At 54.5% G+C, this 12,473-nt stretch carries 15 protein-coding genes and 1 other RNA gene; 10 read left to right on the top strand and 6 right to left on the bottom strand.

Features of this window, described 5'->3' with window-relative positions; all coding sequences use genetic code 11:
- The first annotated feature begins 19 nt into the window (after positions 1-19).
- The 5 genes from HA50_RS04810 (at position 20) to amtB (ending at position 5,961) form a co-directional block, all read left to right on the top strand.
- Positions 20-481 carry an Lrp/AsnC family transcriptional regulator gene (locus HA50_RS04810; RefSeq protein ID WP_084873177.1) on the top strand — a complete coding sequence of 154 codons (462 nt, stop codon included), beginning with the start codon at positions 20-22 and terminating at the stop codon, positions 479-481.
- A gap of 24 nt (positions 482-505) precedes the next feature.
- Positions 506-2,275 carry a SmdA family multidrug ABC transporter permease/ATP-binding protein gene (locus HA50_RS04815; RefSeq protein ID WP_084873179.1) on the top strand — a complete coding sequence of 590 codons (1,770 nt, stop codon included), beginning with the start codon at positions 506-508 and terminating at the stop codon, positions 2,273-2,275.
- Positions 2,268-4,043 (top strand): SmdB family multidrug efflux ABC transporter permease/ATP-binding protein, encoded by a 1,776-nt coding sequence (locus HA50_RS04820; RefSeq protein ID WP_084873181.1) that lies wholly within the window; start codon positions 2,268-2,270, stop codon positions 4,041-4,043. The genes HA50_RS04815 and HA50_RS04820 overlap by 8 nt, the downstream gene beginning before the upstream one ends.
- A gap of 258 nt (positions 4,044-4,301) precedes the next feature.
- Entirely contained in the window at positions 4,302-4,640 is a 339-nt protein-coding gene (gene glnK / locus HA50_RS04825; RefSeq protein ID WP_007886947.1) for a P-II family nitrogen regulator, read from the top strand.
- A 31-nt stretch (positions 4,641-4,671) separates the two neighbouring features.
- A complete protein-coding gene (gene amtB, locus HA50_RS04830; protein ID WP_084873183.1) occupies positions 4,672-5,961 on the top strand; it encodes an ammonium transporter AmtB in 1,290 nt (429 codons plus the stop codon).
- Positions 5,962-6,030: 69 nt separating this feature from the next.
- Here the strand turns inward: amtB and tesB are convergent, their stop codons facing one another.
- Positions 6,031-6,894 carry an acyl-CoA thioesterase II gene (gene tesB / locus HA50_RS04835; protein WP_084873185.1) on the bottom strand — a complete coding sequence of 288 codons (864 nt, stop codon included), beginning with the start codon at positions 6,892-6,894 and terminating at the stop codon, positions 6,031-6,033.
- Positions 6,895-7,099: 205 nt separating this feature from the next.
- On the opposite strand from tesB, the gene HA50_RS04840 reads away from it, so the two are divergent.
- Complete coding sequence (locus tag HA50_RS04840; protein ID WP_084873187.1) at positions 7,100-7,657, top strand: YbaY family lipoprotein; 558 nt, start codon at positions 7,100-7,102, stop codon at positions 7,655-7,657.
- A gap of 34 nt (positions 7,658-7,691) precedes the next feature.
- Here the strand turns inward: HA50_RS04840 and HA50_RS04845 are convergent, their stop codons facing one another.
- The gene (locus HA50_RS04845) at positions 7,692-8,006 is read right to left on the bottom strand and encodes an MGMT family protein (protein ID WP_084873189.1); all 315 of its coding nucleotides are present in this window, start codon (positions 8,004-8,006) and stop codon (positions 7,692-7,694) included.
- A gap of 178 nt (positions 8,007-8,184) precedes the next feature.
- Between HA50_RS04845 and ffs the strand changes: the two genes are divergently transcribed.
- An RNA gene (gene ffs, locus HA50_RS04850) (signal recognition particle sRNA small type) lies at positions 8,185-8,281 on the top strand.
- Positions 8,282-8,415: 134 nt separating this feature from the next.
- On the opposite strand, the gene HA50_RS04855 is transcribed toward ffs, so the two are convergent.
- From HA50_RS04855 to HA50_RS04865, 3 genes are all read right to left on the bottom strand, one after another.
- Positions 8,416-8,634 carry an HHA domain-containing protein gene (locus tag HA50_RS04855; RefSeq protein WP_013508151.1) on the bottom strand — a complete coding sequence of 73 codons (219 nt, stop codon included), beginning with the start codon at positions 8,632-8,634 and terminating at the stop codon, positions 8,416-8,418.
- A 24-nt stretch (positions 8,635-8,658) separates the two neighbouring features.
- Entirely contained in the window at positions 8,659-9,036 is a 378-nt protein-coding gene (tomB, locus tag HA50_RS04860) for an Hha toxicity modulator TomB (RefSeq protein WP_021185827.1), read from the bottom strand.
- Between the two features lie 146 nt (positions 9,037-9,182).
- Positions 9,183-9,536: a hypothetical protein gene (locus HA50_RS04865; RefSeq protein WP_084873191.1), complete on the bottom strand. Its 354-nt coding sequence runs from the start codon at positions 9,534-9,536 to the stop codon at positions 9,183-9,185.
- Positions 9,537-9,887: 351 nt separating this feature from the next.
- On the opposite strand from HA50_RS04865, the gene HA50_RS04870 reads away from it, so the two are divergent.
- Genes HA50_RS04870 through HA50_RS04880 form a run of 3 tightly spaced genes read left to right on the top strand, consistent with a single transcriptional unit; the run spans position 9,888 to position 12,281 of the window.
- On the top strand, positions 9,888-10,544 hold the full coding sequence (locus HA50_RS04870; protein ID WP_084873193.1) for a metal ABC transporter ATP-binding protein: 657 nt from the start codon (positions 9,888-9,890) through the stop codon (positions 10,542-10,544).
- Entirely contained in the window at positions 10,541-11,380 is an 840-nt protein-coding gene (locus tag HA50_RS04875; protein ID WP_084873195.1) for a metal ABC transporter permease, read from the top strand. The genes HA50_RS04870 and HA50_RS04875 overlap by 4 nt, the downstream gene beginning before the upstream one ends.
- Positions 11,381-11,402: 22 nt before the next feature.
- The gene (locus HA50_RS04880) at positions 11,403-12,281 is read left to right on the top strand and encodes a metal ABC transporter substrate-binding protein (protein WP_084873198.1); all 879 of its coding nucleotides are present in this window, start codon (positions 11,403-11,405) and stop codon (positions 12,279-12,281) included.
- A gap of 44 nt (positions 12,282-12,325) precedes the next feature.
- Here HA50_RS04880 and ykgO read toward each other — a convergent pair whose 3' ends face one another.
- Entirely contained in the window at positions 12,326-12,466 is a 141-nt protein-coding gene (gene ykgO, locus HA50_RS04885; protein ID WP_008103894.1) for a type B 50S ribosomal protein L36, read from the bottom strand.
- Between the last annotated feature and the right edge of the window lie 7 nt (positions 12,467-12,473).

The following is a 12,473-nucleotide window of genomic DNA, read 5'->3' on the forward strand; positions in this document are numbered from 1 at the left end:
TTTTCTCCCGGAGAGGCAAATGCTAGATAAAACTGACCGTAAACTGCTGGCATTATTGCAGCAGGACTGCACCCTGTCGCTACAGGCGCTGGCGGATGCGGTCAATCTGACCACCACGCCGTGCTGGAAACGCCTGAAAAAACTGGAAGATGATGGCATTATTCGTGCGCGCGTTGCGTTGCTGGACGGGGAAAAAATCGGCCTGGCACTGACGGCGTTTATGTTTGTCAAAACCCAGCAACACAGCAGTGACTGGTACCAGCAATTTGTCAGCGTCGTCCAGCAGATGCCGGAAGTGATGGCGTTCTACCGTATGGCCGGGGAATACGACTATCTGCTGCGTATTCAGGTGGCGGATATGAAAAGTTATGATGGTTTTTATAAGCGGCTGGTGAATGGCGTACCGGGCCTGATTGATGTGACCTCCAGCTTCGCCATGGAAGAGATTAAATACACAACCGCATTGCCGGTGGCACCCTGAACGGGTAAAGAAAGAGACAGTCTTGTGCGATTATTCAGCCAGTTAAGTTGGTATTTTCTGCGTGAGTGGCGGCGATATCTGGGCGCAGTCACGTTGCTAATCATTATTGCGCTTTTGCAATTACTGCCGCCGCATCTGGTGGGGGTGATTGTCGATGGCGTCACCCAACATACCTTAAGCACCGGACGGCTGATGATGTGGATCGGCGTGATGCTGATTACCGCCGTTATCGTCTATCTGCTGCGCTATGTCTGGCGCGTGTTGCTTTTTGGTGCCTCGTACCAATTGGCGGTGAAACTGCGTGAGGATTTTTATCGTCAGCTGAGTCGCCAGCATCCGGCATTTTATCTGCGCCACCGCACCGGTGATTTGATTGCCCGCGCCACCAACGATGTCGATCGCGTGGTGTTCGCCGCCGGGGAAGGGGTGCTGACATTGGTGGATTCGCTGGTGATGGGCTGCATGGTGCTGGTGGTGATGAGCGTGCAAATCAGCTGGCAGCTTACCTTACTGGCGCTGGTGCCCATGCCGATTATGGCGCTGATTATCCATCGTTACGGTAACCAGCTGCATGATCGCTTCAAACTCGCTCAGGCGGCGTTCTCCAGCCTGAACGATCAAACTCAGGAAAGCCTGACCAGCATTCGCATGATCAAAGCCTTTGGTCTGGAAGATCATCAGTCGCAGCAGTTTGCTGCTATCGCACGCGATACCGGTGAGAAAAACCTGCGCGTGGCGCGGGTGGATGCGCGTTTTGATCCCACCATTTATATCGCTATTGGTTTCTCAAACCTGCTGGCGATTGGTGGCGGTAGCTGGATGGTATGGCACGGCAGCCTGACGCTGGGACAGCTCACCAGCTTTGTTATGTATCTCGGTCTGATGATTTGGCCGATGCTGGCGCTGGCGTGGATGTTCAATATTGTCGAGCGCGGCAGCGCCGCCTGGGGTCGTATCCGCGCGCTGCTGGCAGAAGCACCGGCGGTTGAAGATGGCCAGACCGTCCTGCCGCCGGAAGCGGGGAATTTGCAGGTGGCGATTCGCGAGTTCCGCTATCCGGCTACGGCCGGTGCGGCGCTCAGCCATATCAATTTTCAGCTCAAGCCCGGTCAGATGCTGGGACTATGCGGGCCAACCGGCTGTGGTAAAAGTACGCTATTGAGTCTGATTCAGCGCCACTTTGACCTTGAGCAGGGCGACATTCGCTATCACAACACACCGCTGCCGCAGCTGCGTATTGATAGCTGGCGCAGTCGCCTGGCGGTGGTCAGCCAGACGCCTTTCCTGTTCTCCGACACCGTAGCCAATAACCTCGCGCTGGGGCGACCTAATGCCAGCCAGCAGGAGATTGAACGCGTGGCGAAAATGGCCTGTGTCCACGAGGATATCCTGCGCTTACCGCAGGGTTATGAGACCGAAGTGGGTGAACGTGGTGTCATGTTGTCGGGGGGACAGAAGCAGAGGATTGCCATCGCGCGTGCGCTGTTGCTGAATGCCGAGATCCTGATTCTGGATGATGCGCTGTCCGCCGTGGATGGGCGCACCGAACACGATATCCTGCACAACCTGCGACAGTGGGGCCAGGGGCGAACTCTTATTATCAGCGCCCATCGTCTGTCGGCTCTGACGGAAGCCAGCGAGATTCTGGTGTTGCAGCAGGGCATGGTGGCGCAGCGGGGCGATCACGATGAGCTGGCGGCACAAAACGGCTGGTATCGCGATATGTACCGTTACCAGCAACTGGAAGCGGCGCTGGACGAGGATGAGATCACCGAAGGAGCGAGTCGTGGCTAAATCTGTACGCCTGTGGCCCACGCTAAAACGTTTACTTGCATACGGTAAACCCTGGCGCAAATCATTATGGCTGGCGGTGGGGATGCTGTGGCTGGCAGCGGTGGCCGAAGTGACCGGACCAGTGCTGGTCAGTTATTTTATCGATCATCTGGTGGCGAAACATCAGATGCCGTGGGGAATTGTCGCCGGGCTGGTGGTGGGTTTTATTCTGCTGCAACTGCTGGCTGCGGGGCTGCATTATTTTCAGGCATTGCTGTTTAACCGCGCCGCGATTGGTGTGGTACAGCAATTACGTTCTGATGTGATGAATGCCGCGTTGCGCCAGCCACTCAGCGCCTTTGATACCCAGCCGGTGGGGCAGATTATCTCGCGCGTCACTAACGATACCGAGGTCATCCGCGATCTTTATGTCACGGTCGTGGCAACGGTGTTGCGCAGTGCCGCATTGATTGGTGCCATGCTGGTGGCGATGTTTGCTCTCGACTGGCGTATGGCGCTGGTGGCGATTGCCATTTTCCCGCTGGTTCTGGTGGTGATGCTGATTTACCAGCGTTACAGCACGCCCATTGCGCGTCGGGTACGCAGTTATCTGGCGGATATCAATAATGGCTTCAATGAAGTGATTAACGGCATGAGCGTCATCCAGCAATTTCGCCAGCAGGCGCGTTTTGGCGAACGCATGGGGGAGGCCAGCCGCTACCACTATCTGGCACGCATGGAGACGCTGCGACTTGATGGTTTCCTGCTGCGTCCGCTGCTGAGTTTGTTCTCTGCACTGATTTTGTGCGGCCTGCTGATGCTGTTCAGTTTTGCCACGCCCGGTGTGTTTGAAGTTGGTGTGCTGTATGCGTTTATTACCTATCTCGGGCGTCTGAATGAACCCTTGATTGAACTCACCACGCAGCAATCCATGCTGCAACAGGCAGTGGTCTCTGGCGAACGTATTTTTGAGCTGATGGATGCGGTCCAGCAGAATTATGGCGCGGACAACCGTCCGCTGGCGTCCGGGCGTATTGCGTTGCGTGATGTCAGTTTTGCTTACCGTGCCGATCGTGATGTGCTGAGCCGGATCGATCTGGATGTGCCTGCGCGTGGCTTTGTCGCGCTGGTGGGCCACACCGGCAGCGGCAAAAGCACGCTGGCGAATCTGCTGATGGGCTACTATCCGGTCACGCGCGGCAGTATCGAACTGGATGGTCGGCCGTTGCCACAACTGACGCATCAGGCGTTGCGCCAGGGTGTGGCCATGGTGCAGCAGGACCCGGTGGTGCTGGCCGATACCCTGCTTGCCAATGTCCGCCTTGGCCGCGATATCCCGGAAGACGCGGTATGGCAAGCGCTGGAAACGGTGCAACTTGCGCCACTGGTACGCTCGATGCCGGATGGCATCCATACCCGGCTGGGCGAGCAGGGCAATAATCTGTCAGTCGGGCAGAAGCAGTTGCTGGCACTGGCGCGGGTATTGGTGTCGCTGCCGCAGATTCTGATTCTCGATGAAGCCACCGCCAATATCGATTCCGGCACCGAACAGGCCATCCAGCATGCGCTGCGCGCGTTGCGCCAGCACAGCACACTGGTGGTGATTGCGCATCGCCTTTCGACCATTACCGAAGCGGATCAGATCCTCGTGTTGCACCGTGGTCAGGTTGCCGAGCGAGGCACGCACAGCGAATTGCTGGCGCAGCAGGGCCGTTACTGGCAAATGTATCAGCTGCAACAGGCGGGTGATGAACTCGCGGCGGGCATTCCCTTACCTATTGAAGGGTGACTTGCACCTTTTTTGAGCGCCATTATCGGATTATTCTGTACAAATGCACTTCTTTGAGGCTGTCCGCACCAAAGAAGTGCAAATATTCCACTCCTTTCTTCCTTTCCTTGTTGCATTTGTGTTGTCCATCACAGAACGAAGCGTGCTGCCACGCGGCTAATCCGCTGACTCTGCGGTTTTTTTATTTATGGCACACCCTTTGCTTATATCCCTGCGTGTCCGGTAAGACTTACTCATTAAATACCTGGAGGGGATCGTATGAAGCTGGTTACCGTGGTAATCAAACCATTTAAGCTGGAGGACGTGCGTGAAGCCTTATCCTCTATTGGCATTCAGGGACTGACAGTTACCGAAGTGAAGGGTTTCGGTCGCCAGAAAGGTCACGCAGAGCTTTATCGCGGTGCCGAGTACAGCGTGAACTTCCTGCCAAAAGTAAAAATTGATATCGCCATTGCTGATGATCAGCTGGATGAAGTGGTCGATGTCATCAGTAAAGCCGCTTACACCGGCAAAATTGGCGACGGTAAAATTTTCGTCGCGGAACTGCAGCGCGTTATCCGTATTCGTACTGGCGAGACCGACGAAGCAGCACTGTAACTGGGCCTTGATTGTGATGGGATGGAAAGAAATGAATAAAATGATGACGAAGTTGGGCCTGACCAGCCTGGCGCTGTTACCGTCTCTGGCCATGGCGGCAGCACCTGCCGTTGCGGATAAAGCCGATAACGCGTTTATGATGATCTGCACCGCGCTGGTGCTGTTCATGTCAATTCCTGGTATTGCCCTGTTTTACGGCGGTTTGATTCGCGGTAAAAACGTGTTGTCAATGCTGACTCAGGTAGCGGTAACCTTCTCCCTGGTCTGCGTGTTGTGGATGATTTACGGTTACTCACTGGCCTTCAGCGAAGGTAACGCCTTCTTCGGTAGCTTCCAGTGGGCGATGCTGAAAAACATCGAACTGAAAGCGCTGATGGGTACCTTCTATCAGTACATCCACGTTGCGTTCCAGGCTTCCTTCGCCTGTATCACCGTGGGCCTGATTGTCGGTTCTATCGCTGAGCGTATTCGTTTCTCTGCGGTGCTGATTTTCGTTGCGGTGTGGCTGACTCTGGCTTATCTGCCGATTGCGCACATGGTCTGGGCTGGTGGCTTGCTGGCGACCGATGGCGCGCTGGACTTCGCAGGCGGTACTGTGGTGCATATTAACGCCGCGGTGGCTGGTCTGGTGGGTGCTTACCTGGTGGGCAAACGTGCTGGCTTCGGTAAAGAAGCATTCAAACCGCACAACCTGCCGATGGTCTTCACCGGTACTGCGATCCTGTATGTGGGCTGGTTCGGTTTCAACGCCGGTTCTGCTTCTGCTGCGAACGAAATCGCTGCCCTGGCGTTCCTGAACACCGTGATTGCCACTGCGGGTGCGGTACTGTCATGGACCTTCGGTGAGTGGGCGCTGCGTGGTAAGCCTTCTCTGCTGGGTGCGTCTTCAGGCTTCATCGCGGGTCTGGTTGCTATCACCCCGGCGTGTGGTTATGTCGGTGTCGGCGGTGCGCTGATTATCGGTCTGGTGGGTGGTCTCGCAGGCCTGTGGGGTGTCACTACCCTGAAGAAATGGCTGCGTGTTGATGACCCGTGTGACGTGTTCGGTGTGCACGGCGTGTGTGGCATCGTAGGTTGTATCCTGACGGGTGTGTTCGCTTCCTCTTCACTGGGTGGCGTGGGTTATGCCGAAGGCGTGACTATGGGTCATCAGGTTTGGATTCAGCTGTTCAGCGTTGGCGTGACCATCGTCTGGTCCGGTGTGGTTGCCTTCATTGGCTTCAAACTGGCCGATATGATTGTTGGCCTGCGTGTTCCGGAAGATCAGGAACGCGAAGGTCTGGATGTTAACAGCCATGGCGAAAACGCTTACAACCAGTAAGAGCCAGGCTAAGAAGAGCAGTGCGCTAAAATAATAAAAAGCAGAAGGGGCGAGAAATCGCCCCTTTTTTTATGCGTCTCGCTGGCGCATCACGCCTTCCTGCACCGTGGTTGCCACGAGCCGGCCATCCTGAGTAAAGAATTCTCCGCGTACAAAGCCACGCGCACCCGAAGCCGAGGTGCTGACAACGCTATACAGCAGCCATTCCGACAGATCGAATGGGCGGTGGAACCACATCGAGTGGTCGATAGTCGCTACCTGCATATCCGCTTCGAGAAAACCTTTGCCGTGCGGTTGCAACGCGACGGGCAGGAAATTGAGGTCAGAAGCGTAGCCGAGCAGGTATTGATGAATCCGGCGGTCCTGCGGCAACTGCCCGTTGGCGCGAACCCATACCTGGCGTACCGGCTCATCGACGCGCCCTTTAAGCGGGTTGTGGATTTGTACCGGGCGAATATCCAGTGGCCGTTCGGCAAGGAATTTTTCCCGCAGCTTACCGGGCAGATGTGCTGCCAGCTTATGTGCCAGATCTTGCTCCGATGGCAGGTTATCCGGAGGCGGCACCTGCGGCATCACGTTCTGATGCTCAAAACCGCTTTCCGGAGCCTGAAATGAGGCCGTCATATAGAAGATCGGCTGGCCATTTTGCACCGCACTGACGCGGCGTGCGCTGAAGCTCTTACCATCACGCAGGGTTTCGACATCATAGATGATGGCTTTCTGGCTATCGCCCGGGCGCAGGAAGTAGCTGTGAAACGAATGAATGATACGTGCTTCCGGCACTGTCTGTTTCGCCGCATACAGGGCCTGACCAACGACCTGGCCACCAAACACCTGTCGCAGGCCGAGGTCTTCGCTCTGGCCGCGAAATAATCCCTCTTCCAGTTTTTCCAGATTCAATAAATTAAGCAGGTTGTGCAGGGCCTGGCTCATAACGGATTCCTCAGTGATACCGGTCGGGCAAGTTTGAAAGATCCGACCAGTTGTCGTCAATCTTTTTGCCGTGGTTTCAGCGATCTAAGACCAGTCTCAGGCGCAACGCGGATTTTTGTGCCAGAATTAATGACATTCGGCGGTTGAAAAGCTGCACATTATTTTTACCACCGATAATCATAGTGTTCATAAGGAGACGACATCGATGAAACTCTGGCAAATTATTAGCGGTATGACGCTGGCCGTGGCGGTCGCAGGGTGCGCGGACCACAGCAAGCCGGTAGCAACACCGACCTTAGGTGCAAGCGTCGCAGGACAGCAGGCGGCCATTGCGCAGCCGAATGTGAGTGGGACCATTTATATTCGCCAGCGCATTGCACTGCCACCCGATGCAGTCCTGACGGTAACGCTGTCGGATGCTTCGATATCCGATGCGCCATCCCGAGTGCTGGCACAGCATGTGGTACGCACCGAGGGCAAACAGGCACCGTTCCAGTTTGTTCTGCCGTTTAATCCGGCTGACATCCAGCCGAACGCACGCATTTTGTTAAGCGCGGCAATTGCCATCGATGGCAGACTGGCGTTTATCACCGATACCGTGAAACCTGTGATTAATCAGGGGGGCACGAAGGCGGAACTGCTGCTGGTACCGACCACCAATATGGCGATGCCGACGCAGCCAGGTGCGGCGACCACCGTACCTTCGACCTCACCGACGCAGATCACGCCGTCTTCTTCGGTACCTGCGCCAACCAGTATGTAGCATCGAAAGCGGCTTTAAGGATAAAGCCGCTCATTCAATTCTGATCCCAGCGATAACGCGCCAGTTCGATTTCCCCGGCGTCACTCACTTCAATACCTTCGGCCTCCAGCGCGTCACGCTGGCGAAACAAATCATCACCCTGGAGCGAAATACGACCATGACGGTTAAGGACGCGATGCCAGGGGAGCTGGCTACCCGGCGGCAAACGTTTCAATACGCCGCCCACCTGACGTGCCGCACGCGGCGAACCTGCTAAGCGGGCGACATCGCCATAAGTCATCACTTTACCCGGCGGGATGGCGGCGATAATCTGCCATACGCGCTGTGGAAAGCTATCGTGCTCGCTCATCGAGGCAACCCTGAGTCACTGTAAAGGCCAGACTTTAGCATGAGCGTGGTGAATGAAGCAGCATCCGGAGGCATAGCTGTTCAAGAAACCAACGGTCATCCGGGGTTTGCTTGCAATTGCCGGGGGCTTACCTGATAATGCCAGCGCTCTCGTAATGAGGGCTTGTCAATGGGGGCCCTGTTGGTTCTCCCGCAATGCTAACTTGTGAACTCGGTCAGGTCCGGAAGGAAGCAGCCGCAGCAGGCGACGCGTGTGCCGGGATGTAGCTGGCAGGGCCTCCACCATTTCTGTCTTCCGAAAAATCCCCATAATTCAACCCATAGCGTGATGCTGGCACTCCTTTGCCAGTGGCATGGTCAATCCCTGAAATTCGGTTGCTATGGCAGGCCGTAGATGAGAAGGGGAAAACTTAGCGGACAAACTTCCAGACAGAACCGGGCACTTTATCGTAGAGCTTATTCATCGTCAGCTCTGCAAGGCGGTGATCGGCAGCAGAATAGAATACCGCTAACTCGTCATCGGACAATTCATACTTGTTTTTCTCAATCACCCGCTCAAGGGTGTCGATTGAGCGACAGCGGCGCAGTCGCATCAAATAATCGGTTTTGGTTAAGGCTTGGTTGCTCATAAATAAGTCGTTCTCACTCTGATGCTAAAAGGAATGGCTGGGTTGCTGTAGAAAAGCGCACTCTTCGGCAAACAGGTTAAATAGGCGTCGGGCTGAACGTTGCCAACGTTGAAGATCCTGAGTATTGATTCCGTAGCTGCTAAACAACATAAAGGTATCGTCAAGATATTCATCGATTTGCGTTATCAGTGCTTCATCTTCAACATGCTTAATTTTGTAATTCATCGTGAAAGACGCGATATGCTCAATCAAATCGTTGAGCTGTAAATTGCTTTCCGAAGTTGGATCATTAACCCAGCCATGATGACTGTCAGTTAATGTTGCCATACTTTCGTCAAACAGGTTCTCACACAGGAATTTAAGCTGGGCAATATCATGCCGTTTCGGTGAGTATTCGTCCATCTTTTTCCCCTCCATAGCTAGCACAGTTACCGCAGCGCGGCGAGATTAGGAAAAGCTACCTGGAAGCGATCACGAATAAAATGAATTCAGCGACTCCTTAAATATAATCCACAATCATTAGTTTTGCTCACCTCCATTACCAAATATTACAATTCATCGGCAGGAGAAGGGCGTGTATTGTCGATCACTTCAAACACCAGCGCACCGGGGACGATATGAAACAGAACATCTTCCTGGCGTGTAAAGGTTTCATTTAAATCCTGACAGGGACTAAATAAATTCCACATGAAATCGTAAAGCATTTTAAATCGATTATTAGGACCAGGACTAATGGATATAATGCGAAAACTCTCGGGAACTAATCGCGCATTTTGTGAATACCATTGCAAATCACCTGCAAGTGCTTCCGCTATTTTGAGAATATTCCCCTGAATTATTGCCTGCAACTTAGTGCAGTCATCCTCACCTTCAGCAATATCACAATGAATAATGGCCTGCATCGTTAATCCGGTAAAAAAGATGATGTTTATATCATTGGGGTTTCATGCAGATATTGCAAGCACGCCTTAAGCAGAAATAGCTATTGTTGTGATGGATTCCAGCACCTGTTGGTGACGAAAAGGATGTAAGCCGCGCAGCGACTCCTTCGGTTGGCGGTGCTGGTTAACTTTTGAAACACTTTCCTGCGCGGCAGCCTGAGGCATAATCTGATAGTGTATTTGTTATGTTATAACATTTTGGTTGTGTCGTATGAATCATAGTGGATTACTTCTGTCTCTGGGCGGACGCTTGCTGGTGGCCCTGTTGCTGGTGGCCCTGCTGGGGATGGCGATTGTTTGGGGTATGCAGAAATGATGCAGTTTCACCATCTGCAAGCCGGTTATCAGGGACAAACCGTTACGCCGACTATTAATGGCGAGTTGCCTGCTGGCAGTATGACGGCGCTGATTGGCGCAAACGGCAGCGGCAAATCCACCTTATTAAAAACTATCGCCGGTTTGCTGGCCCCGATAGCAGGCCGTTGCGATCTTGCGGTTTCCCGTAAAGAACTCGGCTGGCTACCACAACGTACCGAGCTGGAGACGCGTTTTCCGATCACCGCTTATGAACTGGTGGCGATGGGATGCTGGCCACGCTGTGGTTGGTTCGGTGCGATTAACCGTGCTTTACGCAAAGAAATTGATGCGGCGCTGGATGCGGTACAGATGCGAGATTTCGCCGATGCCCAGCCTGCCACCTTGTCCGGCGGCCAGTTGCAGCGGGTACTGTTTGCGCGCCTGATGCTGCAACGCAGCAAGCTGTGGCTGCTGGATGAACCTTTTAATGGTATCGACAGCCAGACGGTAACCTTGCTGATGTCGATCCTCGAACAGCAGCAGCAGGCGGGCACCACGTTGCTGGTGGTGTTGCACGATCGCCCGCTGGTGGCACGTTATTTTCAGGATGTGCTGTCGCTCGATGAACCCGAATCCGCCCATGCGCCGTTGTTGCGGAGGGTGGCATCGTGACCCTGCTGCAACCTTTTATTGAGTTCGGCTTTATGCGTCGTGCGCTGGTGGCCTGTGTGGCGCTGGCGCTGAGTGCCACGCCGCTGGGCGTTTTCCTGTCGCTGCGCCGTATGAGCCTGATTGGTGACGCGCTTTCTCACGCCGTGCTGCCAGGTGCGGCTATCGGTTATCTCATTTCCGGGCTATCGCTGGTGGCGATGGGGATCGGCGGTTTGATCGCCGGTCTGGCGGTGGCATTGCTCTCCGGCGCGGTCAGTCGCTACACCCCGTTGAAAGAAGATGCCAGCTTTGCCGGTTTCTATCTTGGTTCTCTGGCGCTGGGTGTCACCCTGGTTTCCCTGCGCGGTTCCAGCGTCGATCTGCTGCATGTGCTGTTTGGATCGCTGCTGGCAGTGGACAACGCCGCCATCATGCTGGTGGGGGGCATCGCTGCATTTACCCTGCTGATGCTGGCCCTGATCTATCGCCCTTTAGTCATCGATGCTTTTGACCCCGATTTCCTGCGTGCACAGGGCAAGTGGAGTGCGCCGTTAGTACACGGCATTTTTCTCACCCTGGTGGTACTCAATCTGGTGGCGGGATTCCAGGTGCTGGGCACGCTGATGTCCGTGGGATTAATGATGCTGCCTGCCGCCAGCGCCCGTTTCTGGAGCCGTCATCTCGCCTGCATGCTGGCCATCGCCATGTTGCTGGCAGTCATTGCCGCTCTGATCGGCCTGATTTTATCGTGGCACTACTCGCTGCCAGCCGGACCGGCAGTGGTGCTGAGTGCCGCCGGACTCTTTTTACTTTCTATTTTGACAGGACCATGTGGCGGTTTACTGCGCCGCCGATAACGAAACCAATAAGGGGATATGTATGAAGAAGTTACCGATTAGCCTGGCGTTGGGTGCCATGTTGATCAGCCCGCTGGCGCTGGCGAAAACCGTGGATGCGGTGGCGAGTTTTACCGTGCTGGCGGACATCGTTAAACAGGTTGGTGGCGATCACGTTAACGTGAAGTCGCTGGTCGGGCCGAATGGTGACCCACACACCTTCGAACCGACGCCGCAGGACAGCCAGGCACTGGCGCAGGCGGATGTGGTGTTTGTCAGCGGTCTGGGCCTGGAAGGCTGGATGGATCGTCTGGTCAGCGCCTCGGGCTATAAAGGTTCGCTGGTGGTGGCATCACAAGGCATCAATACGCGTGAAATGGTTGATGATGGTAAAACCATCACCGATCCGCACGCGTGGAACAGCATGGCAAATGGCGTAATTTATGCCACCAACGTCATGAATGCCTTGATCAAAGCGGATCCGGAAGATGCCGCAGCGATTCGCAAGCAGGGTGAGAACTATATCCAGCAATTACAAAAACTGGATAGCTGGGCGAAGACGTCTTTTGCTGCCGTGCCGCAGAGCAAACGTAAGGTACTGACCAGCCATGATGCGTTTGGCTATTTTGGCCAGCGCTATGGCGTGTCCTTCCTGGCTCCCGTGGGCTTCTCCACCGAAGCGGAAGCCAGCGCCAGTGATGTGGCATCGATTATCAAACAGCTCAAAGCCGAGCACATCAATACTTACTTTATGGAGAACCAGACTGACCCACGTCTGGTGAAACAGATTGCCAGCGCGACGGGTGCGAAACCGGGGGGCGAGCTGTATCCGGAAGCCCTGTCGGAAGCCAATGGTCCGGCTGCCAGCTATGAAGCGGCGTTCAAACATAACGTCAATGTCATGCTGAAAAGTATGAAGTAATAAAAAAGGCCGGGGATTACCCCGGCCAATTATCACGACACATCCTAACGTTTCTTCTTCCTTCCCTGTACCGCTTTAAAGCGCGGATTGGTTTTGCAGATCACATAGATGCGACCTTTACGACGCACGACTTTGCAATCTTTGTGACGGGTCTTCGCTGACCGCAATGAACTCAATACCTGCATGATATTC

Origin of the sequence: Pantoea cypripedii (genome assembly GCF_002095535.1) — a bacterium.
GTDB lineage: Bacteria > Pseudomonadota > Gammaproteobacteria > Enterobacterales > Enterobacteriaceae > Pantoea > Pantoea cypripedii.